This window comes from Klebsiella sp. GL120222-02, assembly GCF_003097195.1.
GTDB lineage: Bacteria > Pseudomonadota > Gammaproteobacteria > Enterobacterales > Enterobacteriaceae > Klebsiella > Klebsiella variicola.
On sequence record NZ_QEQO01000006.1, the window covers coordinates 158,364 to 182,354 of the forward strand.

The window sequence follows — 23,991 nt, forward strand, 5'->3', positions numbered from 1 at the left end:
ACCCTTATCCTGGATGAAGAACAGAGTATGACGCCTGAAACCCTCTCCCGCGGCCCGTTGAACCCGGCGCGGATCCTGGTCATTAAGCTGCGCCATCATGGCGACATGCTGCTGATCACGCCGCTTATTCACGCGCTGAAACAGCAGTATCCCGCCGCCAGCGTGGATGTGCTGCTGTATGAAGAGACCCGGGATATGCTCGCCGCCAACCCCGATATCCATCATATTTATGGTCTCGATCGCCGCTGGAAAAAGCAGGGAAAAAGGCATCAGTTGAAGATGCAATGGCAGCTCATTCAGACGCTGCGTCAGCAGCGATACGATATGGTGCTTAACCTTGCTGACCAGTGGCCGAGCGCGATTATCAGCAAACTGACCGGCGCCGCGACGCGGATTGGTTTTGATTTTCCGAAGCGCCGCCACCCGGTCTGGCGCTATTGCCACACCGCGCTGGCCTCCACCCAACAGCACAACCAGCTGCATACGGTACAGCAGAATCTCTCTATTCTCGCTCCGCTCGGTCTCCCGTTGAACGACGCGCCGGCGCGGATGGGCTACAGCGAAGCAGACTGGGCCACCAGCCGCGCCCTGCTGCCGGAGGAGTTCCGGGAAAACTACATCGTCATCCAGCCAACGTCGCGCTGGTTCTTTAAATGCTGGCGCGAAGATCGTATGAGTGCGCTGATCAACGCGCTGTCTGCCGAGGGGTACGCGGTGGTGCTCACCTCCGGCCCCGACGATCGAGAGAAGAAGATGGTGGACACCATCATCGCCGGTTGCCCGCAGGCGCGTCTGCACTCTTTAGCCGGCCAGTTAACGCTGCGCCAGCTGGCGGCGGTGATCGATCACGCCCGCCTGTTTATCGGCGTCGACTCGGTGCCGATGCATATGGCTGCGGCGCTCGGCACTCCGCTGGTCGCCCTGTTCGGCCCCTCGAAGCTGACCTTCTGGCGTCCGTGGCAGGCGAAAGGCGAGGTGATCTGGGCCGGCGACTTCGGTCCGCTACCCGACCCGGATGACATCAACACCAACACCGAAGAACGTTATCTCGATTTAATTCCTACCGACGCCGTGATCGCGGCGGCGAAAAAGGTACTGGCATGAGTAAATTCAGGCTGGCTCTGGTGCGGCAGAAGTACCGCCCGGACGGCGGCGCAGAACGGTTTGTCTCCCGCGCGCTGGAAGCCCTCGACAGCAGTCATCTGCAGCTGAACGTCATCACCCGCGAATGGCAGGGGCCGGTGAAACCGGACTGGCAGATCCATATCTGTAATCCGCGCAAATGGGGGCGCATCAGCCGCGAGCGCGGCTTTGCCAACGCCGCGCGCGCGCTCTGGCAGCGCGAGTCTTTCGACCTGGTGCAGAGCCATGAACGTATTCCCGGCTGCGATCTCTACCGCGCTGGCGATGGCGTTCATCGCCGCTGGCTGCAGCAGCGCTCGCGCATTTTACCGGCCTGGAAAAGCCGCCTGCTGTTCGCCGACCGTTATCATCGCTACGTCATGCAGGCGGAGCGCGAGATGTATGAAGACTCACACCTGCGCGGGGTGATCTGCAACGCCGAGATGATCAAGCGCGAAATTATCGAAGACTTTGGCCTGCCGGCGGAGAAGATCCACGTTATTTATAACGCCATTGATAACCAGCGTTTTCTACCGCCGGGCGAAGACACCTTTGCCGCCTTACGCGCCAAATGGCAGCTACCGCTGCAGGCAACCTGCCTGATTTACGTCGGCTCCGGCTTTGAGCGCAAGGGACTGGCGGCGGCAATCCGCGCCATCGCCCCCACCGATCGCTATCTGCTGGTGGTTGGCAAAGATAAGGATCAGCCGCGCTATCAGGCGCTGGCGAAGAGTCTCGGCTGCGAAGCGCGGGTGCGCTTCTTCGGCATGCAGTCGGAGACGCTGCCCTTCTATCAGATGGCCGATGGTCTGCTGCTGCCCACCCTCTACGATCCGTTCCCCAACGTCATTCTCGAAGCGATGGCCTGCGGTCTGCCGGTGATCACCACCACCGGCTGCGGCGGGGCGGAGTTTATCGTCGACGGCCACAACGGTTACGTCTGCGACGCCCTGGATATCCCGGCGCTGCAGCAAGCGGTGATGGCCCTGCCTGCCCGCGCGCTGGGCTCCGCGCAAGGCGGTCGCGCCCGCGAGCGCATCATGGCCTGCACCAGCGAGCGACTCTCAACCCAGCTGCTTTCTCTTTATCAGGATCTGGTGAAATAACGATGCGCATCTTATTTGTGATTGACGGTTTACCCGGCGGCGGCGCGGAAAAAGTGGTCCTGACCCTGGCAGCACAGTTCCTGCGCGACGGCGATCGGGTGTCGCTCATTTCGCTGCGCGATGTCTGCGAGTATCCGTTGCCCGAGGGTCTCGACTATCAGGTGGTGGCCGATCGCTGCCGTAAACCGTGGCGCAAGCTGACCGAGCTGTCCCGCCGCGCCCGCCAGCTGGACGCCGCGGTCATCCGGGCCGAACAGCAGGGGCAATTTGACCTCGTGCTTTCCAACCTGCACAAAACCGACCGCATCGTCGCCCGCAGCCGGGCGCTGCGCGAGCGTAACGTCTGGTTCTGCCTGCACGGCGTATTCTCTGCCTCCTATCTCGGGCACCGCACCGGCTTTGACCGCTGGATGAAGCAGCAGAAAATTAAGCGAATTTACCAGGGTCGCAACGTGGTGGCGGTTTCCGACGCCGTGGGACGCGATCTGGTGGAAGCCTTCGCCCTGCGTCCGGCACAGCTGAAAACTATCTACAACCCCTTCGATATCGCCACTCTGCGCGCCGAGGCGGAAGCCGACAGTGAGCGACCGGCCGGTGACTATCTGATTCACGTCGGCCGCTTCCATCCGGGCAAACGCCACGACCGCCTGCTCGAAGCCTATGCGCAAAGCGGCATTGACGCGCCGCTGGTGCTGTTAGGCCAGGGAAAACCGGAGCAAGAGCAGCGCCTGCGCCAGCTGGCCAAAACGCTGCAGGTTGACGATCGGGTGTGGTTCAAGGGTTTTCAGAAAAACCCCTTACCGTGGATCAAAGGCGCACGGATGCTGGTTTTAAGCTCCGATAGCGAAGGATTCGGCAATGTGGTGGTGGAAGCGCTGCTGTTGCATACGCCGGTTGCCAGCACCCGCTGCCCCGGCGGCGTCACCGAGATCCTCACCGGCGAACTTGCCCGCGGTCTGGCGGATCTGACCAGTCCGGCGCTGGCTCAGACGATGCAAAGCATTTACCATAACCCGCCGACTATCGACGACGCCGCGCTGGAAAAATTCAGCGTCGTGTCCATTTGTCAGCAGTACCGTCAGCTGCAGCGCACCTGACGCCGTTAGTTAACCAGGATCGAAGATTTATGAGTCAAACGCCTTTATTGAGCATCGTGGCTGCCGTCTACAACGGTGAGAAATTTCTTGCGCAGTTCTTTGAGTGCCTTGAACAGCAGCAGCTGGAAAGCTATGAACTGATCCTGGTGAACGATGGTTCGACGGACAACAGCCTGGCGGTGATCGCCGAATGGCGGGATCGGCTGCAGAACGTCCAGGTACTGGAGCAGGAAAACCAGGGCGTCTCGGTCGCGCGCAATACCGGCCTCGCCGCCGCCAGCGGCAAATATCTGGCGTTTCCGGATATCGACGACAAACTCTATCCGGGCATGTATCGCACGCTGCTGGAGATGGCCGAGAAAGAACATCTCGATATCGCGACCTGCAACGGCACCTACGTGTATGAAAAGCGCCGCGAGAGCCACCCGATCTTCCCGCTGGATCGCCTGCCCTCGACCGGCGTGCTGCCGGGCCATGTCTGGCTCAAGCAGGCCCTGGACTCGCGGAAGTTTCTGCACGTCACCTGGCTCAACATCTATCACCACGACTTTATCCGCCAGCACCACTTCCATTTCGAGCCCGGCCTGCGCCATCAGGATATCCCGTGGACAACAGAGGCGCTGCTGGCCGCGGAGCGCGTGCAGTACACCAGCCAGCAGTTCTATGATTACTACATCCACTCTGAGTCGGTGTCGCATAAGCCGGACAACGACGACACGCTGATGCGTTCGGCGCGCCACTATATGAAGATTCTGGAGATGCTGGAGGCGATCAACCAGCGCTACCCGGATAAAGTGCGCCATATCGCCGCCTGTCGCTGGCAGATCGCCAAAGAAGGCCTGGGGATCATCCACACCTTCGACAGCATGAAAGATGAGTCGAAAAAGCATGTTATTATTAACGAATTCTTCGACCGCGGTATCTGGCGGTTAATCTGGAAAAACGCCTGTACTTTCCGTTTACGCTGGCGCCTGGGACGCCGTTATCTGCGTATTAAGCGTTATCGCCACGCGGTATAGACCAAAAACCCGCTGTTTCCGCCAAAGAGATAGCTTTACGCGGGCTAAATGCTTAGAATTTGCCCGCCAAAACAGAGAACGGATAAATAGTTTGGAATTGCTTTATACCACCCTACTTTACCTTATTCAGCCGCTGGTGTGGCTGCGGCTGCTGCTGCGCAGTCGTAAGGCTCCTGCCTATCGTAAACGCTGGGCGGAACGCTATGGCTTCTGTCAGAACAAGGTAGAGCCGGATGGCATTCTGCTGCACTCCGTTTCCGTCGGAGAAACCCTGGCCGCCATTCCGCTGGTTCGCGCTCTGCGCCACCGCTACCCTTCGATGCCGATCACCGTCACCACCATGACGCCGACCGGCTCCGAGCGCGCCATGTCGGCGTTCGGCAAAGATGTCCATCACGTCTATCTGCCCTACGATCTGCCCGGCGCCATGAACCGCTTCCTGAATACCGTTCAGCCGAAGCTGGTTATCGTGATGGAAACCGAGCTATGGCCGAATATGGTGGCCGCGCTGCATAAGCGTAAGATCCCGCTGGTGATCGCCAACGCCCGCCTTTCTGAACGTTCCGCCAAAGGCTATGCCAAACTGGGCGGTTTTATGCGCCGCCTGTTAAGCCGTATTACGCTTATCGCCGCGCAGAATGAAGAGGATGGCAACCGCTTCCTTGCTCTCGGACTGAAGCGCAACCAGCTGGCGGTCACCGGAAGTCTGAAATTCGATATCTCCGTCACCCCGGAGCTGGCGGCCCGCGCGATTACGTTGCGCCGCCAATGGGCGCCACACCGCAAGGTCTGGATTGCCACCAGCACTCACGACGGCGAAGAACAAATCATCCTGCAGGCGCATAAAAAACTGCTGGAGACCTTCCCGAACCTGCTGCTGATCCTCGTTCCCCGGCATCCGGAGCGCTTCCCCGACGCGCGTGAGATGGTGCAAAAGGCCGGAATGAGCTTTACTCTGCGCAGCACCGGCGAGATCCCCTCCTCCAGTACCCAGGTGGTGATTGGCGATACCATGGGTGAACTGATGCTGCTCTACGGCATTGCCGACCTCGCCTTCGTTGGCGGCAGCCTGGTGGAGCGCGGCGGCCATAACCCGCTCGAGCCGGCGGCGCATGCCATTCCGGTGCTGATGGGGCCGCATACCTTCAACTTCAAAGATATCTGCGCCAAGCTGCAGCAGGATGATGGCCTGATCACGGTCACCGACGCCGACTCGCTGGTCAGGGAAGTGTCCACGCTCCTGACCGATGAAGACTACCGCCTGTGGTATGGCCGTCACGCGGTGGAAGTGCTGCACCAGAACCAGGGCGCGCTGTCGCGTCTGCTCAAGTTACTGCAACCTTACATGCCGCAACGGAGTCATTAATGTCGAACCGGCTTTCCGTGGTGATGATCGCCAAAGATGCAGCGGACCTGCTGCCGGATTGTCTGGACTCCGTTAGCTGGGCAGATGAAATCATCGTCCTCGACTCTGGCAGTACCGACAACACCGTCGAGCTGGCCCGCCGCCTCGGCGCCCAGGTCTATACCCATACCGACTGGCGAGGCTATGGTATTCAGCGCCAGCGCGCGCAGGACTATGCCACCGGCGACTGGGTGTTGATGATCGATACCGATGAGCGCGTCACGCCAGAACTCAGGCAGGCTATTCTTAAGGTGCTGGCAGCGCCGCAGCGCGGCGCTATCTACAGCATCGCTCGTCGCAACTACTTTCTCGGACGCTTTATGCGCCACAGCGGTTGGTATCCCGATCGCGTGCTGCGCCTGTACGAACGCGCCCGTTACCGCTATAACGATAATCTGGTCCATGAATCGCTGGATAGCCTGGGCGCTGAGGTCATTCCGCTAACCGGCGATCTCCTGCATCTGACCTGCCGCGACTTCGCTGGCTTCCAGCAAAAACAGCTGGCGTATGCTGCAGCGTGGGCGCTTGAGCGCCACCGCAAGGGCAAGAAGACCTCGATGGCGGGCATTTTCAGCCATACCCTGGGCGCGTTCCTGAAAACGCTGCTGCTGCGCGGTGGGGTGCTGGACGGTAAGCAGGGCTGGTTACTGGCGATGGTCAACGCGCAGTATACGTTTACGAAATATACCGAGCTGTGGGCGCTGAGCCACGGCTACTCGGAGAAAGGGTAATCATGAGCACAAAAGCGATCTATCCGGGTACCTTTGATCCCATCACCAACGGTCATATCGACATTGTCACCCGCGCGGCGAGCATGTTCGATAAAGTGGTGCTGGCTATCGCCGCGAGCCCGAGCAAAAAGCCGATGTTTACCCTCGACGAGCGTATCGCGCTGGCCACTCAGGCAACAGCGCATCTGGTTAACGTGGAGGTTATCGGCTTTAGCGACCTGATGGCCAGTTTCGCCCGCGCGCAGCAGGCCAATATTTTAATTCGCGGCCTGCGGGCGGTGGCGGATTTCGAGTATGAGATGCAGCTGGCCCACATGAACCGCCACCTGATGCCAACGCTGGAGAGCGTGTTCCTGATGCCGTGCAAAGAGTGGTCGTTTATCTCTTCCTCACTGGTGAAGGAAGTGGCGCGTCACCAGGGCGACGTTTCTCATTTCCTGCCAGCTAACGTCCACCAGGCGCTGTTGAATAAGCTGAAGTAACGCATCTATCTGCTGGGGCATGAGCCACGCAGGCTGGCGCTGCACTGCGCCGCCCATCCACACCGGCTCTGTCCCGGTCTTTGTGCCAGGTGGCGCTACGCTGACCTGGCCTACAAACCTTCCTGTTCCTGAGAACTACTTCTGGCACTGACGGCAATAAAAGGTCGCCCGCTGGGCATGTTTGGTCCCGACAACCGGCGTGCCGCAGATCCGGCACGGTTCGCCCTTGCGGCCATAGACCTGCAGCTCCTGGGCAAAGTAGCCCGGCTTGCCATCGCTTTGCAGGAAATCCTTCAGCGTGGTGCCGCCCTGCTCTATCGAACGCAGCAGGACCAGCTTAATCACTTTCACCAGCTGCTCACACTCTTCCCGCGACAGTGAAGAAGCCAACCTGTCGGGATGGATCCCGGCCGAGAACAGCGACTCGCTGGCGTAGATATTGCCGACCCCTACCACCAGCTTGTTATCCATCAGCCAGGGTTTGATCGCAGTTTTTTTCTTCGCGCATTTCTGCTGAAGATAGTCGGCGTTAAATTCATCGCTGAGCGGCTCCGGGCCAAGGTGGGCCAGTACCGGATGGTCTTCCAGCGTTTTGGTCCACAGCCAGGCGCCAAAGCGGCGCGGATCGGTATAGCGCAGCACCTTGCCATTACTCATGACCAGGTCAACGTGATCGTGTTTTTCGGCCGGTAGCTCTTCGCTCAGGATACGCAGGCTTCCCGACATCCCGAGATGAACGATGATCCAGCCGTCCGGCAGTTCCAGAAGCAGGTATTTGGCACGACGCCGCACGCTGAGTACCGGAACGTCGCTCAGGCGATAAATCTCTTCGGAAACCGGCCAGCGCAGCCGTCCATTGCGCACAATGGCGTGCAGAATAGTTGCGCCAACCAGGTGCGGCTCGATGCCGCGGCGGCTGGTTTCAACCTCTGGTAATTCAGGCATGATTTTCCTCCATTTACCCGACGTATTGTGCTTCACGGACAGGTGACTGAAAAGGGAGTATGTGAAAGCAATATGGGGGAGTTTTAAAAACAAAAAACCCCGCCGAAGCGGGGTTTTTATACAAGGAGGCTAAAATTATTTGATTTTAGCTTCTTTGTAGATAACGTGCTGACGTACAACCGGATCGTACTTTTTCAGTTCCATTTTTTCCGGTTTGGTACGCTTGTTCTTCGTGGTGGTATAGAAGTGACCAGTACCAGCGGAAGAAACCAGCTTGATTTTCTCACGAATACCTTTAGCCATGATTTATTTCCTCTAAGTACTTAGTACTTTTCGCCACGGGCACGCAGTTCAGACAGAACTGTATCGATGCCTTTCTTATCGATTACACGCATACCTTTAGCAGATACGCGCAGGGTGACAAAACGCTTCTCGCTCTCAACCCAGAAACGGTGAGAGTGCAGGTTCGGCAGGAAACGGCGTTTAGTCGCGTTCAGTGCGTGGGAACGGTTGTTACCGGTCACCGGACGCTTGCCAGTAACTTGGCAGACTCGGGACATGTCTATTCTCCAAAAATCAAATTAGCTCGAGCTTCGTATGGGGTATTGGCGCCTCGTCAGGCTTTACAGCCTGGTCATCGCAGTTCAATGTGAACTCTCGACTGCCAGGCCCAAATGCCAAACCCGAGATTCTCAAAGGTGGCGTAGTATACGCTGACTCGGCGATGTGCTCAAGTCCCGAACAGACAAAGATCCCGAAGGATCGCCAGTTCGGGGCTAAATCCAGCCACGCTCGGCAAAAGATACATACGCACCGCGGCCGATAACCAGATGGTCAAGCACGCGTATCTCCATGAATCGACAACATTTTACCACCCTTTCGGTAATCAGCCTGTCTGCCTGGCTCGGCTCCGGACTACCGGAGGGATGATTATGCGCAAGGATCACGGCGGCAGCGTTCACTTTGATGGCTTCGCGTACAATTTCTCGCGGATGCACCTCAACGTGGCTAAGAGTACCAGAAAAAAGGCGACTATGTTTCAACACCCGGTTCTGATTATCTAAAAAGATCACCATAAAGATCTCGCGCTCTTCTTCCGTAAGCTGGCTTTGTAAAAATTCCCGCGTCGTCGAGGGACTGACCAGCGCAGCCTCCTCGACCAGCTGTGAGCTAAAATAGCGTCGCGCCAGCTCGGCAATACCCTTCAGTTGCGCATATTTCGCCAGCCCCAGTCCATCCACGGCAATCAGCTGCGCTTTATCCGCGGAAAGCAGAGCGTAGAGCGAGCCAAAACGCTGCAGTAACGCCTGCGCATAGCCGAGCACATCCTGACGACGCGTGCCGACGCGCAGAAACAGCGCCAGCAGCTCAACATCCGTTAGCGCTTCGATGCCGTACTGCAACATCTTTTCTCGTGGCATCAGATTTTCCGTTTCGTCCATGCGCCCTCCTGGGTGAATTTGCCTATCCTGGCACAGCCTGACGGCGCTGCCGACCCACTGCTTTTCACCCTGCGTAGCCGCTCGCAAAGTGAATGCCCACCAGAGGCACGACGACGACAGGATTGTGATAAGATGCGCGGATTCTGGTCTACGGCAACAGGAAGACATCATGATGACTCTGGCGGGTAAAAAAATCGTCCTGGGCGTCAGCGGCGGTATCGCGGCGTATAAAACCCCGGAACTGGTGCGCCGACTGCGCGAACGCGGCGCGGAGGTGCGTGTCGCGATGACGGAGGCGGCAAAAGCGTTCATCACCCCACTCAGCCTGCAGGCGGTATCCGGCTATCCGGTTTCCGACAGCCTGCTCGATCCGGCGGCGGAAGCGGCCATGGGCCATATTGAGCTCGGGAAATGGGCCGACCTGGTGATCCTCGCCCCGGCAACCGCTGATTTAATCGCCCGCGTGGCGGCCGGCATGGCCAACGACCTGGTGTCGACGATCTGTCTTGCCACCCCTTCCCCGGTTGCCGTGGTGCCCGCCATGAACCAGCAGATGTATCGCGCGCAGGCCACCCAGCAGAATCTGCAGACGCTGGCTTCCCGCGGCCTGCTGCTGTGGGGACCGGACAGCGGCAGCCAGGCCTGCGGCGACGTCGGCCCGGGGAGAATGCTCGATCCGTTAACCATCGTGGAGATGGCCGCGCAGCATTTCGCCTCCCCTGTCAAAGATTTGCAACATCTCAACCTCATGATTACCGCGGGCCCGACCCGTGAGCCGTTGGATCCGGTGCGTTACATCAGCAACCACAGCTCAGGCAAAATGGGCTTCGCGATTGCCGCCGCCGCCGCGCAGCGGGGCGCGAACGTGACCCTGGTCAGCGGCCCGGTATCACTACCGACACCGCCGTTTGTGCAGCGCATTGATGTCACTACCGCACTGGAAATGGAAGCCGCCGTCCAGGCCGGCGCTCAGCAGCAGCATATTTTTATTGGCTGCGCCGCGGTGGCGGATTACCGCGCCGCCGTCATCGCCGAAGATAAAATTAAAAAACAAGGTGATGAATTAACAATAAAAATGATTAAAAACCCGGATATCGTGGCCGGGGTTGCGGCGCTAAAAGCCCATCGCCCTTACGTCGTTGGGTTTGCCGCCGAAACGAATAATGTGGAAGAATATGCGCGGCAAAAACGTGCCCGCAAAAACCTCGACCTGATTTGCGCTAACGATGTTTCTCAGCCTGATCAGGGCTTTAATAGCGATAACAACGCATTACACCTTTTCTGGCAGGATGGGGAAAAGCGCTTACCACTTGAGCGCAAGGAACTCCTGGGCCAATTATTACTCGACGAGATCGTGACCCGTTATGATGAAAAAAATCGACGTTAAGATTCTGGACCCGCGTGTCGGCCAGCAATTTCCGCTGCCGACCTATGCCACCTCCGGCTCCGCCGGACTTGACCTGCGAGCCTGTCTCGACGACGCCGTAGAGCTGGCGCCGGGTGCAACCACGCTGTTGCCGACGGGCCTTGCGATTCATATCGCCGATCCCTCTCTGGCGGCGGTAATTCTGCCACGCTCCGGCCTGGGCCATAAGCATGGCGTAGTACTGGGCAATCTGGTGGGCCTCATCGACTCCGATTACCAGGGGCAACTGATGGTGTCCGTCTGGAACCGCGGTCAGCAGAGCTTTATTATCGAGCCGGGCGAACGTATCGCGCAGATGGTCTTTGTGCCGGTCGTGCAGGCGGAATTTAACCTGGTGGAAGAGTTTGACGCCACCGACCGCGGCGAAGGCGGCTTCGGTCACTCAGGGCGTAAATAAGCCCAGCAACACGGAACCTGCATCCCAACGCGCATAACGCAATAACATCACCGCAAACTCCGGTTTGCGGTCGCGTTGTGGATGTCTGCCTGACAAGTGCTTATTTTCAGGGGTATTTTAAAACATGGCAGAAAAGCAAACTGCGAAACGGAATCGTCGCGAAGAAATACTTCAATCTCTGGCGCTCATGCTGGAATCCAGCGATGGTAGTCAACGTATTACCACCGCGAAACTGGCGGCTTCCGTCGGCGTCTCCGAAGCCGCGCTGTATCGCCATTTTCCCAGCAAAACCCGCATGTTTGACAGCCTGATCGAGTTCATTGAAGACAGTCTGATTACGCGCATCAATTTGATTTTGAAAGATGAAAAGGACACCACCGCGCGCCTGCGCCTGATCGTTCTGTTGATTCTTGGGTTTGGCGAGCGTAATCCTGGGCTGACGCGTATCCTCACCGGGCACGCGCTGATGTTCGAACAGGACCGGCTACAGGGCCGCATCAACCAGCTTTTTGAGCGCATCGAAGTGCAGCTGCGTCAGGTGATGCGCGAGAAAAAAATGCGTGAAGGCGAAGGCTACACCCTCGACGAAACCCTGCTGGCCAGCCAGCTGCTGGCCTTCTGCGAGGGCATGCTGTCGCGCTTTGTGCGCAGCGAGTTCAAATATCGTCCGACGGATGATTTCGAGGCCCGCTGGCCGCTGGTCGCCGCACAGCTGCAGTAATCTGCTTCTGAGATGCCCGGTAGCGTGACGCTTACCGGGCGTATGTCTTAGATGCCGTAGGCTTCACGATAGGCGCGAACTGACGCCAGATATTCCGCCATCTCGGGTTTCTCTTCCAGATAAGCAATCAGCTCTTTCAGAGTGATGATTGAGATAACCTGGCAGCCGTAATCCCGCTCCACTTCCTGAATAGCTGAAATCTCGCCGCGGCCGCGCTCCTGACGATCCAGGGAGATCAGTACGCCCGCCAGCTGGGCGCCCTGGGCCTGGATAATCTCCATGGATTCGCGGATCGCCGTACCGGCGGTGATCACGTCATCCACCAGCATCACACGCCCCTGCAGCGGGCTACCGACCAGGTTGCCGCCTTCGCCGTGGGTTTTTGCCTCTTTGCGGTTAAAGCAGTAAGGCAGATCGCGGTCATGATGTTCGGCTAACGCCACCGCGGTGGTGGTGGCGATCGGAATACCTTTATAGGCCGGGCCAAACAGCAGGTCGAACTCAATCCCGGAATCCACCAGCGCCTCGGCATAAAAACGGCCCAGCAGTGCCAGATCGCGCCCGGTGTTAAACAGGCCGGCGTTGAAGAAATAGGGGCTCTTGCGCCCGGATTTCAGCGTGAACTCGCCAAACTTAAGAACCTGCTTGCTAAGCGCAAACTCAATAAACTGGCGCTGATACGGCTTCATGGATTCGCTCCTTTTGGTACTTTCATCATTGTCAGACTACGCGCTCATCCTTCGCAGGTGTAATGAAGGATGAAGCGCAAAAAAAAGGCGACTTCTCAGTCGCCTTAATCATTAATTTTCTAACGCCGCCTTCTGCGTCGTGATAATGGATTCGATCCCCCCTCGGGCTAACGCCAGGAGAGTGAGGAGCTCTTCATGGGTGAACGGCTCGCCTTCTGCCGTCCCCTGCACCTCAATAATGCGGCCATCTTCGGTCATCACCACGTTCATGTCGGTTTCCGCTGCGGAATCTTCGATGTACTCCAGATCGCAAATGGCTTCGCCGTTAACGATACCAACGGACACCGCGGCAACCATCCCCTTCATTGGGTTGGTTTTCAGCTTGCCGGCTGCCACCAGTTTGTTCAGCGCATCGGCCAGCGCCACGCAGGCCCCGGTAATCGACGCCGTACGGGTGCCGCCATCGGCCTGCAGCACATCGCAGTCGAGTGTGATGGTGAATTCACCCAGCGCTTTCAGGTCAACCGCCGCGCGCAGCGCGCGAGCGATCAGACGCTGAATTTCCATCGTCCGGCCGCCCTGCTTGCCTTTTGCTGCTTCACGCGCGTTACGCGTGTGCGTTGAGCGCGGCAGCATGCCATATTCAGCGGTGATCCAGCCCTGCCCCTGTCCTTTCAGGAAACGCGGAACGCCTTCGTCAATGGAAGCGGTGCACAACACTTTGGTATCACCGAATTCGACCAGCACGGAGCCTTCAGCGTGTTTTGTGTAATTACGGGTCAGGGTGACGGGACGCACCTGATTAGCGCTACGGCCTGCTGGACGCATGATAGAAATCTCCGGCTTGAAACGAATGTGGGGCGCATTATACGAATTTCATGGCGAAAAGCCTATGCCAACACGTGCCGGGCACGCACATAATGTCAGTCCAGTGTTTTACGATAAGATTTCAACCCCACGCCAATCACTATCACCGCCAGGCCGATCAGTGGCAAAAGGTCGGGTAATAATGCCATCGCAGAATAGCCTTTCAGCATGATGCCCTTAACCAGTCGGATGAAATAGGTCAGCGGTAAACAGGAGCCAATGGCTTTCGCCCAGTCAGGCATACTAATAAAGGGGCTGATAAAGCCGGAAAGCATAATGGAAGGAATAAAGTAAAATGACGACATTTGCAGCGCCTGCAGTTGGTTTTGTGCCAGGCCAGAAATACCAATGCCAATTGACAGGCAGAGGAAAACATATATTAACAGCACAAAAAAAAGCAGAAAAACGCTACCATGAAGGGGAATATCGAACAATAGCACAGCGGCAATCAGAATTAACGTCGCCTGGAACAAACCGATGACAACAAAAGGCGTTATCTTCCCGACAATGACCTCAAACCCGGTCAAAGGAGAGACCAGTAAATTTTCTAACGCCCCGTTTTCTCGCTCACGGGTAATAGACAGGGCGGTCATCAGGATCAAGGTGGTACTGAGTATCGATCCCATAATACCTGGAATAGTATTAAACTGGGTAATCCCCTCAGGGTTAAACATCCGATGGATAATAAGCTCGAAATCATCCTCTTTTTGCGAGACACGCATGTCGCCCGGCAAATCGTGTTGAAACATCGATTTCGCCACCTGTACAAGGGCACTTAGCGCATTCCCCGTGGTTATCGGATCGATGGCATCCCCCTGAATTAACAGCTGAGGCTTTTCTCCACGCAGCATCTTGCGCGTAAACCCCTCAGGAATCGTCACGATAAAAGTGACATCTCCCCGAACGAACGCTTTCTGCGCCGCCTCTTCTGAATCGACAGGAATCATTGAAAAATACCCTGTATTTTGCGCTTCCGTCACAAAAATATGACTCATGCGTTCGGTATCGTAATTTAATAACGCGGTAGGAAGATTATGGGGATCCATATTGATCGCATAGCCAAGAATGATCAGCTGAAAAATAGGTGTCAGGAGCACCATACTAATGCTGACTTTATCACGACGTAATTCGTGGATTTCCTTAATAACCACGCCGATCCAACGGGTAAAGGAGAAGCTTAAATTAATTTTTTTCACAATCGTTTTTCATCAAGTAGGTAAATGCATCTTCCAGATTGGTAGCCACCTGACAGAACTCATAGCCCTGTTGTGTAAATGCAAAAAGCGTGGACTTTAATTTGGCTTCATCTCTGGAAGTAATATAAAGCTGATTGCCAAAAATGACCGTTTGCTCAATATCCGGCAAGCGTTGTAGCTGGTTTTCAAGCAGCGTCAGACCGGTGCCACTGGTTCGCATGGTGATCAGATTCTGGGACGCGATAATCGACGAAATAGTGCCATTCGCCAACAGACGGCCATAATACAGATAGGCAACCTTATGGCAGCGCTCGGCCTCATCCATATAATGCGTGCTCACCAGGATTGAGATCCCTCTGTCCGATAACTGATGCAGCATTTGCCAGAACTCTCGCCGCGCTTTCGGATCCACGCCAGCGGTTGGTTCATCGAGAAACAACAAAACGGGTTCATGCAACATGCAAGCGGCGAGGGCCATTCTTTGCTTCCAGCCTCCAGAAAGCTCCCTGGCCTGCTGATGCTGTCGGGTAGTGAGGCCTAACTCTGAAAGCGCGCGTTCAACCCGGGCTTTACGTTGGTCGAGGCTATACAACCGCGCGATAAAAAGTAAGTTTTCCCGGATGGTTAAATTTCCCCACATTGAGAAATACTGGGTCATATAACCTATCTTTTTTTTTATTTTTTCCCGCTGCGTAAAGATGTCCATGCCCAGACAAGAGCCTTCACCTGAATCCGGGGTAATCAAACCACACATCATCCGAATCGATGTTGTTTTCCCGCTACCGTTCGGCCCAAGAAAACCATAAATTTCGCCTTTGGCCACCTGCAAAGAGAAATCCTTTACGACGTGATGCTCACCAAAATACTTATTGAGATTTTTTACATCAATACAAAGATTATTCATTACCAATAACCTCCACATCAAACGGCTGGCCGATTTTCATCCGCTCAGCCTGCTTCCGGGCAGGAACAGCCTCAGCCATAAAAATGAGTTTCTCCCGGCGTTTCGTACTATAAATAACCGGAGGCGTAAATTCCGCTTCAGGACTGATGTAGTTAATCACGCCAGCAATGGGCTCAGCGCAACCATCGCATATCAGTTTTACCTTAGTTCCGATTTTAAATTTACCAAGCATCGCCTCGGGTATAAAAAAGCGTACTTTTATATTCTCAGGAGGTAACAGACTAATTATTGGTCTGCCGGCAGTGGGCCGTTCCCCGGCACGATAAATAATATCGAAGACTTTAGCATTGACCGGAGAAACAATCGTCGTTTGCTGGACATCCCAAAGCGCCTTATCACGTTCGAGTTTTGCCGCGGCCACCATCGAGAGCTGTTTGCTAATCTCATCCTGACGGGCAGGCAGTTGCCGCGCTTTGAGTTGATTAATTAACTCTTCAACCTGCGCGCCTTTTTGCGTTAACTCATCCCGGATATCCTCCCATTCTGCGAGCGAGATGGCGCGACTGGCGTAAAGATTACGATACCGCTCAAGCTGACGCTTTACCTGGGATTCCGCCGATCGTGCTTTTTTAATCTGGGCACGAATAATATCCAGCTCTTCAGGCCGCTCTCCCGACTCCAGATTTCGCAATAATGCGCTCTCTGCAGAAAGTTTTTCCTCAGCTCGCAGGAAAATATTTTGCGCATCAAAGGACTCAATCTTCACTAACTCTTGTCCAGGCGTGACATTATCTCCTTTCTTAATGAATAGCTGTTCAATTTTTGCAGTGGAAGAATAAGAAAGATAGACAAATTCGCCATGTGAATAACCAGATAACCTGTTCTCCGGTTTGTTATCACACCCCGTTATCATCAGCATCGCTATCACAACAATAAATATATTTACTGGCTTTTGCATTAAAACGCATCCGTACGCATAGAGTTTTTCATTACTGATGTCTGGATTGAATTATTCTCATTCCAAACCCTAACGTTATCGTCAGTTTAATCCTTTAAATAATGCTTAAAGTATATTTCATTCAATTTATCGAGAGCACTCAGGTTTAAACCAGCGATCGAGTGAAAAGCATCATCTTTTGTGAATGCAAGAATCGACGATCCGCCTGGAGAAAACCATTTAGCGCTCTGTTTAAAAGGCCATGGTAGTTCATAACCTTTTTCTCTCAGTAAATCGTTAAGCACACGCCAGTCGTCTCTAAAATCATTTCCGGAAAATGGGCTATCACTTTGTGCACCTTCTGCAGTGAATAATTGAATTGGCGTACAAAAGTTAACCGAACTGGGAAAGTACATATTATAAAAGCTTACAATGAGTTTCTGCACCTCTTCAGGAAAAGAGCCGGGAATCGTCAACACACCTAACAAATATTTATAGTCTGGATATCTTTTTATAAAATCAAATATCCCCCGCCATAAATAATCAAGAACATTACTTTTTTGATAAGGCTTCTGGATAAATCCACGGCCGATTTCCACACACTGGCTTAAACAGGAATAGGCATTATTATGGTATTTGAACAGGCTGTTGCTGTAGAGGCCTGTTATTCCATGTTGCGCTAACTGCTCACCAACGGGTATTAGACGATAGGCACCCAGTATTTCTTCATCAGAAGGATCCCATAAAATGACATGGTAATAGGTTTCATCAAAAACATCATTATCTCTGTCTTTACCGGATCCAGCGCCAATATCGCGATAACAGCGCTCGCGTAAGCGCCCTAGCTCATCAATAATGGGTGAGTCTCCGAGGGTATTACAGCGAAATATCAATAATTTTCTACCATCATCAAATTGTCTTAATACTTCGCACTCTTCTATTGCGTTTATTAAACTCTCTCGACTACCTGTTAATTGTTGCGGAGAAACCGTATCTACCAGCGCCGGGCCATTCTCTCCGATGCTCTGGAGATGCATCAAGCATACACTTGACGCGGCAGACAGATCTTTATTAAATCGATTAAACGAAGATAAGGCTATTTGCTGCCCTACTTTGATTTTCATGGTCTTACCACGATGGCGTAGCGCTTCACGAATAATCATTATATTTGACAGTTGCCGCCAGACCGTCGCAGCTAAATAATAAGTTTTGCTGTTTGATCCCGTAATATGAACAGGTACCAGCGCCGCGTTGTTTCTCATCGCCAGTTGTAAAAAACCGGGATTCCATTGATGTTCCTGTAAACCTGAAAGAGACCAGCTAGCCAACTTACCTGCAGGACAAATAATCAACACACCACCGTTCTTCAGGTGATCGTTCATTTCCCTGAATTTCTTATGGCTCATCTTACCAGCCATATTCTCAATACCAATGGTAAGTTCTGCCACCTGTGGGAATATCATTGGCAAAATATGGTTAGCCACTATTTTTATATCTTTCCTGACCTGAGCGATAGTATGTATTAAAGCAATACCATCCATTACCGTCGGATGATTTGAAATAACAACTGTAGCACCCTGTCGGGGTATATTATTAAAGTCAGAGCATTCCGTTTCACATCGGACGTTAAAAAAATCAATGACCGAACTAACCCAATGCACACCATTTTTATCAATTAACCGTTCGTCGTTTATTAAACGAGAGAATATCTTATTGCCAAATGCGGCTCTGAAAACCCATTTTTTCCAGTGTGGAATATTGGTATCCGGGAAAAACTCTCTAATGACTCTGTCAAAGATAGCGTTCATATTAAAATCCTTTTTATAGAACTAATCTAAAACGACTATACTCGTGATCCTTCTGTCGGACAATACCGCCCAAAATGAAAACCCACTAATACAAAATTAATGAATATAGTTGAAGTGATAATATTCATGAAGACAATATAAACAATAGCAGGTTTAATATATTCGCCGCAACAAATTCAAAAAAAGCATACATAATACTTAAAGATAATACACCGTAGTATTTCCTGTGGTTATATTTGGCACAAAATCATCACTCTAATCATATTTTCTATCAAGAAACCAGCTCGTATAGCACTATCTGTATTTGATGTTCACGCCAAATAACATAAAACCATTAACTACAGCAAAAAGTAATATCTCCCCGCGGTCAACAAAGCGCAGAAAAACCATTTCTTCAGTAAGCCCAAATAATTAACCACATATAACTTAACAGCGTCATTGACGTAAAGTCGCTAATACAAAACGTCTTATTTTACCCACAACAGAAGCATACCGCTCGCTTAACTTAGTAATTGCATGAAATAGATTGTGGCTATGCCCCTCAAAACAATCGCCATCCAGGTATTTCATCACTATTCCTGTTAAGTCACCGCCCGCATAGCTATAATCCTTGCATTCATTATTACGAAAACAGGAACGTCTATGATCCGCAGTATGACCGCCTATGCCCGCCGTGAAATCAAGGGTGACTGGGGTAGCGCCGCATGGGAGCTGCGCTCGGTAAACCAGCGCTATCTGGAAACGTACTTCCGCCTGCCGGAGCAGTTCCGTAGTCTGGAGCCCGTGGTACGCGAGCGCATTCGCGCCCGCCTGACTCGCGGTAAAGTCGAATGCACCCTGCGTTTTGAACAAGATCCCAGCGCTCAGGGTGAACTTATCCTCAACGAAAAGCTGGCTAAACAGCTGGTCAACGCTGCCAACTGGGTGAAAATGCAGAGCGATGAAGGGGAAATCAACCCGGTTGATATCCTGCGCTGGCCGGGCGTGATGGCCGCCAAAGAGCAGGATCTCGACGCCATCGCCGCCGACATTCTGGCCGCTCTTGATGGCGCGCTGGACGACTTCATCGTCGCCCGCGAAACGGAAGGCCAGGCCCTGAAAGCGCTTATCGAGCAGCGGCTTGAAGGGGTGAGCGGCGAAGTGGCGAAAGTTCGAGCTCATATGCCGGAAATTCTCCAGTGGCAGCGCGAGCGTCTGGTTGCCAAACTGGAAGACGCGGAAGTGCAGCTGGAAAATAACCGTCTTGAGCAAGAGCTGGTGCTGATGGCGCAGCGTATCGACGTTGCCGAAGAGCTGGACCGCCTCGAAGCGCACGTTAAAGAGACCTACAACATTCTGAAAAAGAAAGAGGCTGTGGGTCGCCGTCTCGACTTTATGATGCAGGAGTTCAACCGTGAGTCGAACACCCTGGCGTCAAAATCGATTAACGCCGAGGTCACCAACTCCGCGATTGAGCTGAAGGTACTGATCGAGCAAATGCGCGAACAGATCCAGAATATCGAGTAACGCTTTCTCACCCATCCAGGCACTACCGTATAAAAGGTCATGATCAATCATGGCCTTTTTATTTATCTCTCCCGCCGGCTGACGATAAGAATCTACGTATAAAAATAGTCGTCCAGTTTTCGGTTGTGGCAAATGAGCCCAACGCGGCACAGTCTGGGGACACACCACCGCGGGAGAAAAGAATGAACTTCAACGCGCTTCACCAGCAAAACCAACCGTTGTTGCTTGCCAACGTCTGGGATGCCAGCAGCGCTCAGGCCGCTCAGCAGGCCGGTTATCAGGCGCTGGGCTCCTCCAGCGCTGCTATCGCCGCAATGTTAGGGTATGAAGATGGCGAAGAGATGAGTTTTGACGAGCTGTTATATATCGTCTCACGCATCAAAGCTGTTAGCGAACTGCCGTTAAGCGTCGATTTAGAGGCGGGCTACAGCGCCACAACCAGCCACATCATTGACAATATCCAGCGTCTGGCGCATCTCGGCGTGAGCGGAATAAACCTCGAGGATAGTCATGTGGTGAATAATACGCGTCGTCTTGACGATGCCGTGGTCTTTGCCGCCAAAATCCAGGAAATCACCCACGCTTGTCCCGATATGTTTGTTAATGTCCGCACCGATACCTTTCTTCTCAACATACCAAATGCACTGGATGAGACGCTCTATCGCGGTCAGTTATACGCTAACCATGGTGGATGCGGTTTTTTTGTGCCTTGCGTCACCCGCGCGGAAGATATTACCGCCATTGTCCGCCACGTGCCTTTACCCTTAAACGTAATGTGTATGCCTGAGCTGGCAGACTTCAGTACCTTATCGGCACTGGGCGTAAAACGAATTTCGATGGGCAATTTTATTCATGCTGCCACACAGGCCAGACTGAAAGACTTATTATGTCAGGTGCAAGCTAACTACTCTTTCTCGGGTGTTTTTTGACCATGAAAATTACCGACAGCATCCAGTGCGATATCTGGTATCAGGCGCTGCTTGAACGCGCTGTGGAGTTTACCGGCGTCTTTTTCGTTGGCGTGAAAACCACCGGCGTTTTTTGTATCTCGGTCTGTCGGGCGCGAAAACCCAGGCGGGAAAACGTCGAATTCTATAATGACGTTAAATCCGCGCTGGATGCCGGGTTCCGGCCATGCAAAGTCTGTCGCCCGACGGAGAATGCCCGGACAGCCCCCGCCTTTGTTGAGCAAGCGCTCCGCCTGCTGCGAGAAGACCCGAAGGTTCGTCTCAGTGATAGCGAACTACGTCAGCACGATATTAGCCCGGAACGCGTTCGCCGCTGGTTCCTGCAAAACCACGGGATCACCTTTCAGGCTTTTCAACGGATGCAGCGCGTTAATATGGCGCTTCAGGAGCTGAAAGCAGGCCGATCAACCACCGATGTCGCTTTCGATAGCGGCTATGAGTCCTTAAGCGGTTTCGGCTATACCTGCAAAAAATTGACCGGTTCCGCACCCAGCGCGCAACGCCAGGTTGTTTTAATTCATCGTTTTACCACCCCGTTAGGGCCAATGTTTGTTTGTGCAACGCAGCGGGGGATTTGTCTGCTGGAGTTTGTCGACAGACGAGCGCTGGAGACAGAATTCAGCGACCTGCAGCGACGGTTCGACGCCAGCATCATCGCCGGTGAAAACGCCCACACCCGGCAGGCGCAACAGGAAATAACGGAGTATTTTGCCGGGCGGCGTCAATCGTTCGAGGTGGCGCTTGATACCCCAGGCAGCGAATTCCAGCGAGCGGTCTGGCGCCATTTACAGTACGTTAGCTTCGGTGAGACGACGCATTATCAATCGATTGCGATGGATATAGGTAAACCAACGGCCACGCGCGCGGTGGCTGCAGCAAACGGCGCTAACCGCGTCGCGATTATCATCCCCTGCCATCGAATTATCGGCAAAGATGGTTCGATGACCGGTTACGGCGGCGGCGTTGCACGTAAAAAATGGCTTATTAACCATGAGGCAACCATCAGGGAAAAATGCGGCTGATTTTACTTCCCGGATGAAGGGCCCCTCCCTGTTCACTTTCACTGCGGCTCGGTAAACCTATTTTTTGTCCAGCGCCCGGCAGGTTAAAAACGCCCCTGCCGCGCACAGCAGCGCCGGAGCCAGATAGCTGTGATCCATGTGGGTGAACTCCATCACCAGCACCACCGCAGTCAGCGGCATCTGCATGGAGGCGGCGAGAAACGCGGCCGCCCCCACCAGAGCGAAGCTGCTTTTATCTCCACCAGGGAAGCCGAGCTGCCAGAGCGCGCAGAGCAGCAGACTGACCAGTCCGCCTACCGCCAGCCCCGGGGTTAACAATCCACCCTCCGCGCCGCCGCGCAGCACCGCCAGGATCACCACCATCTTCAACACTAACAGGATAGCGACCATAGAGAGAGGCAGCCCGTCGCTGAGCGCCAGCTGCATTGGTCCCTTGCCGTTGCCCGGAAGTTCCGGGAAATAAAGGCTCAGGATGGCAAGAAGGGAAAACCCCAGCAGACAGAACACCGGCATCTGCCAGTTACTTCGGACGCGTGAACGCGCTGCGCTGGTCGCTTTACGAAAGAGCCAGGCGCCGGTGCCAAGAATCGGGCCCGCCAGAATCGCCCACCAGAGAAAGGAATGCGGAAGCGTGCTGGAAACAAAATGGTATTGCGATTCATCCCCTAACCCCAGGGTAGCCGTCCACGCGGCAATCGCCGAGGTCATTATCGCCGCCAGCGTTTTTTCCCAGCTAAACGACAGCAGCATGACCTCAAGGCTGAACAACGCCCCTGCCAGCGGGACGTTATAGACCGCCGCCAGACCGGCGCCCGCCCCACAGGCGATCAGGGTGCGGGTTTCATCTTCCAGCAGGCCCAGCTTACGCGCCACCATCCCCGCCCCCAGCGCGCCCATTTCCCGGGGCGCCACTTCGCGGCCAAGCGGGGAACCCAGCGCTACGGTGACGATCTGCAGCAGCGCGTGGATCGTCGTGGTGCCTGCTGGCATGGGTACGGAAGGGTTGGCCACCGCCGCCGCAATGGAAACCCGCTTCTGCCCATAGCGACCAAGCAGCCACCAGCCAAATCCGGCGACGCCACCGCCGGCCACGATTGCCGCGATGCGGCGTGGCCAGGACGACTCCGTGACGCCCTGTAAAAATGACACCGAACCGACGATCTGCCCGGCACTGTAGCCAAAAGCCAGGTGCTGTATCGCATGTAAAATCAGCGCCAGCACCATGCCGGCCAGGCCAGCCAGAATCCCGGTTAATACCACGGCTATCAGGCGGGTCAGATTGTTTTTATTCCCGGCGGCGACGCTCATTTTCTCAGGCCTTGAAAAGGAAAAATAAAAGAATAAAGGACGAGACTTAAACATTGCGTAATCATAGTGTCTTCGATAGTGATACCCGTCGCTTCACTTAGCATTACTTTTTCTAATCAATAAAAATACCTAAAAAATCAATAAACCTTTAAATCAAGCCATCACAGATACTACTTCCATTAATTTTTCCTGGCGTAAATGATTCGCTTTAGAAAATCTCAATCGTGATCCTGCGCACAAATCGTTAACCTGCCCGCCATTATCTGGGGGGATCTATGCTGCTTCATGTTCTGTATTTAATCGGTATCACCGCGGAAGCCATGACCGGCGCGCTGGCTGCCGGGCGCCGGCGGATGGACACGTTTGGCGTCATCATTATCGCCACCGCGACCGCGCTGGGCGGGGGTTCCGTTCGCGATATCCTGCTGGGACATTATCCTCTCGGCTGGGTGAAACATCCGGAATATGTCATTATTGTCGCTGTCGCCGCCGTCCTCACCACCATTGCCGCTCCAGTGATGCCTCACCTTCGCCGGCTGTTTCTGGTGCTGGACGCGCTGGGGCTGATCGTGTTTTCCATCATCGGCGCGCAGATCGCCCTGGATATGGGCGAAGGTCCGATCATCGCCTCTATCGCCGCGGTCATCACCGGCGTTTTTGGCGGCGTACTGCGCGATATGTTCTGCAAACGCATTCCGCTGGTCTTCCAGAAAGAGCTCTATGCCGGGATCTCGTTTGCCGCAGCCGTACTCTATATTGCCCTGCAACATTACGTCAGCAGCCACGATGTGGTGGTGCTGGCTACGCTGCTGTTCGGCTTTACCGCCCGCATGCTGGCACTGCGCTGGAAACTGGGGCTACCGGTCTTCCACTACACCCATGATAGCCACTAA

The 23,991-nt window shown here is 54.3% G+C and carries 25 protein-coding genes; 14 read left to right on the forward strand and 11 right to left on the reverse strand.

The features are described from left to right. Positions 1-27 precede the first annotated feature (27 nt). From rfaQ to coaD, 7 genes are all read left to right on the forward strand, one after another. The gene (gene rfaQ, locus N438_RS18395) at positions 28-1,104 is read left to right on the forward strand and encodes a putative lipopolysaccharide heptosyltransferase III (protein WP_012540310.1); all 1,077 of its coding nucleotides are present in this window, start codon (positions 28-30) and stop codon (positions 1,102-1,104) included. Continuing rightward, complete coding sequence (locus tag N438_RS18400) at positions 1,101-2,228, forward strand: glycosyltransferase family 4 protein (protein WP_008806841.1); 1,128 nt, start codon at positions 1,101-1,103, stop codon at positions 2,226-2,228. The genes rfaQ and N438_RS18400 overlap by 4 nt, the downstream gene beginning before the upstream one ends. A gap of 2 nt (positions 2,229-2,230) precedes the next feature. Further along, positions 2,231-3,325, forward strand: coding sequence for a glycosyltransferase (locus tag N438_RS18405; RefSeq protein ID WP_012967059.1), 1,095 nt, complete (start codon positions 2,231-2,233; stop codon positions 3,323-3,325). Positions 3,326-3,354: 29 nt separating this feature from the next. Next, a complete protein-coding gene (locus N438_RS18410) occupies positions 3,355-4,344 on the forward strand; it encodes a glycosyltransferase (RefSeq protein ID WP_116696406.1) in 990 nt (329 codons plus the stop codon). Between the two features lie 91 nt (positions 4,345-4,435). Then, positions 4,436-5,710, forward strand: coding sequence for a lipid IV(A) 3-deoxy-D-manno-octulosonic acid transferase (gene waaA / locus N438_RS18415; RefSeq protein WP_008806838.1), 1,275 nt, complete (start codon positions 4,436-4,438; stop codon positions 5,708-5,710). After that, positions 5,710-6,480 carry a glycosyltransferase family 2 protein gene (locus N438_RS18420; protein ID WP_008806837.1) on the forward strand — a complete coding sequence of 257 codons (771 nt, stop codon included), beginning with the start codon at positions 5,710-5,712 and terminating at the stop codon, positions 6,478-6,480. The genes waaA and N438_RS18420 overlap by 1 nt, the downstream gene beginning before the upstream one ends. A gap of 2 nt (positions 6,481-6,482) precedes the next feature. Continuing rightward, positions 6,483-6,962: a pantetheine-phosphate adenylyltransferase gene (coaD, locus tag N438_RS18425; RefSeq protein WP_008806836.1), complete on the forward strand. Its 480-nt coding sequence runs from the start codon at positions 6,483-6,485 to the stop codon at positions 6,960-6,962. Between the two features lie 135 nt (positions 6,963-7,097). Here coaD and mutM read toward each other — a convergent pair whose 3' ends face one another. The 4 genes from mutM to radC form a co-directional block, all read right to left on the reverse strand. After that, the gene (gene mutM, locus N438_RS18430) at positions 7,098-7,907 is read right to left on the reverse strand and encodes a bifunctional DNA-formamidopyrimidine glycosylase/DNA-(apurinic or apyrimidinic site) lyase (protein ID WP_008806835.1); all 810 of its coding nucleotides are present in this window, start codon (positions 7,905-7,907) and stop codon (positions 7,098-7,100) included. 135 nt (positions 7,908-8,042) lie between these two features. After that, positions 8,043-8,210 carry a 50S ribosomal protein L33 gene (gene rpmG, locus N438_RS18435; protein ID WP_002922510.1) on the reverse strand — a complete coding sequence of 56 codons (168 nt, stop codon included), beginning with the start codon at positions 8,208-8,210 and terminating at the stop codon, positions 8,043-8,045. A gap of 20 nt (positions 8,211-8,230) precedes the next feature. After that, positions 8,231-8,467 (reverse strand): 50S ribosomal protein L28, encoded by a 237-nt coding sequence (gene rpmB, locus N438_RS18440; protein WP_002436699.1) that lies wholly within the window; start codon positions 8,465-8,467, stop codon positions 8,231-8,233. Between the two features lie 216 nt (positions 8,468-8,683). After that, entirely contained in the window at positions 8,684-9,349 is a 666-nt protein-coding gene (gene radC, locus N438_RS18445; protein WP_008806834.1) for a DNA repair protein RadC, read from the reverse strand. A gap of 172 nt (positions 9,350-9,521) precedes the next feature. Here radC and coaBC point away from each other — a divergent pair, with 172 nt between their 5' ends. The 3 genes from coaBC (at position 9,522) to slmA (ending at position 11,893) form a co-directional block, all read left to right on the forward strand. Then, entirely contained in the window at positions 9,522-10,736 is a 1,215-nt protein-coding gene (gene coaBC / locus N438_RS18450) for a bifunctional phosphopantothenoylcysteine decarboxylase/phosphopantothenate--cysteine ligase CoaBC (RefSeq protein WP_032691473.1), read from the forward strand. Beyond that, a complete protein-coding gene (gene dut, locus N438_RS18455) occupies positions 10,714-11,172 on the forward strand; it encodes a dUTP diphosphatase (RefSeq protein ID WP_012540306.1) in 459 nt (152 codons plus the stop codon). The genes coaBC and dut overlap by 23 nt, the downstream gene beginning before the upstream one ends. Positions 11,173-11,296: 124 nt before the next feature. Beyond that, the gene (gene slmA, locus N438_RS18460) at positions 11,297-11,893 is read left to right on the forward strand and encodes a nucleoid occlusion factor SlmA (RefSeq protein WP_008806831.1); all 597 of its coding nucleotides are present in this window, start codon (positions 11,297-11,299) and stop codon (positions 11,891-11,893) included. A 47-nt stretch (positions 11,894-11,940) separates the two neighbouring features. On the opposite strand, the gene pyrE is transcribed toward slmA, so the two are convergent. The 6 genes from pyrE to N438_RS18490 all read right to left on the reverse strand — a co-directional run bounded on the left by pyrE (position 11,941) and on the right by N438_RS18490 (position 18,294). After that, a complete protein-coding gene (pyrE, locus tag N438_RS18465) occupies positions 11,941-12,582 on the reverse strand; it encodes an orotate phosphoribosyltransferase (protein WP_008806829.1) in 642 nt (213 codons plus the stop codon). Positions 12,583-12,693: 111 nt separating this feature from the next. Continuing rightward, positions 12,694-13,410 (reverse strand): ribonuclease PH, encoded by a 717-nt coding sequence (gene rph, locus N438_RS18470; protein WP_002922602.1) that lies wholly within the window; start codon positions 13,408-13,410, stop codon positions 12,694-12,696. A 95-nt stretch (positions 13,411-13,505) separates the two neighbouring features. Beyond that, on the reverse strand, positions 13,506-14,645 hold the full coding sequence (locus N438_RS18475) for an ABC transporter permease (protein WP_012540305.1): 1,140 nt from the start codon (positions 14,643-14,645) through the stop codon (positions 13,506-13,508). Beyond that, entirely contained in the window at positions 14,632-15,549 is a 918-nt protein-coding gene (locus N438_RS18480) for an ABC transporter ATP-binding protein (RefSeq protein WP_116696407.1), read from the reverse strand. Before N438_RS18480 ends, N438_RS18475 begins: the two co-directional genes overlap by 14 nt. Then, complete coding sequence (locus N438_RS18485; RefSeq protein ID WP_012967055.1) at positions 15,542-16,507, reverse strand: HlyD family efflux transporter periplasmic adaptor subunit; 966 nt, start codon at positions 16,505-16,507, stop codon at positions 15,542-15,544. Before N438_RS18485 ends, N438_RS18480 begins: the two co-directional genes overlap by 8 nt. Before the next feature lie 86 nt (positions 16,508-16,593). Next, the gene (locus tag N438_RS18490) at positions 16,594-18,294 is read right to left on the reverse strand and encodes a lysophospholipid acyltransferase family protein (RefSeq protein WP_046620711.1); all 1,701 of its coding nucleotides are present in this window, start codon (positions 18,292-18,294) and stop codon (positions 16,594-16,596) included. 642 nt (positions 18,295-18,936) lie between these two features. Between N438_RS18490 and N438_RS18495 the strand changes: the two genes are divergently transcribed. The 3 genes from N438_RS18495 to N438_RS18505 all read left to right on the forward strand — a co-directional run bounded on the left by N438_RS18495 (position 18,937) and on the right by N438_RS18505 (position 21,790). Further along, complete coding sequence (locus tag N438_RS18495; RefSeq protein ID WP_002922636.1) at positions 18,937-19,800, forward strand: YicC/YloC family endoribonuclease; 864 nt, start codon at positions 18,937-18,939, stop codon at positions 19,798-19,800. A gap of 182 nt (positions 19,801-19,982) precedes the next feature. Then, a complete protein-coding gene (locus N438_RS18500) occupies positions 19,983-20,729 on the forward strand; it encodes an isocitrate lyase/phosphoenolpyruvate mutase family protein (RefSeq protein ID WP_046620713.1) in 747 nt (248 codons plus the stop codon). Between the two features lie 2 nt (positions 20,730-20,731). Beyond that, on the forward strand, positions 20,732-21,790 hold the full coding sequence (locus tag N438_RS18505; protein WP_012967052.1) for a methylated-DNA--[protein]-cysteine S-methyltransferase: 1,059 nt from the start codon (positions 20,732-20,734) through the stop codon (positions 21,788-21,790). A 57-nt stretch (positions 21,791-21,847) separates the two neighbouring features. Here the strand turns inward: N438_RS18505 and N438_RS18510 are convergent, their stop codons facing one another. After that, the gene (locus tag N438_RS18510; protein WP_046620715.1) at positions 21,848-23,098 is read right to left on the reverse strand and encodes a chloride channel protein; all 1,251 of its coding nucleotides are present in this window, start codon (positions 23,096-23,098) and stop codon (positions 21,848-21,850) included. 275 nt (positions 23,099-23,373) lie between these two features. On the opposite strand from N438_RS18510, the gene N438_RS18515 reads away from it, so the two are divergent. After that, positions 23,374-23,991, forward strand: coding sequence for a trimeric intracellular cation channel family protein (locus tag N438_RS18515; protein WP_012540300.1), 618 nt, complete (start codon positions 23,374-23,376; stop codon positions 23,989-23,991).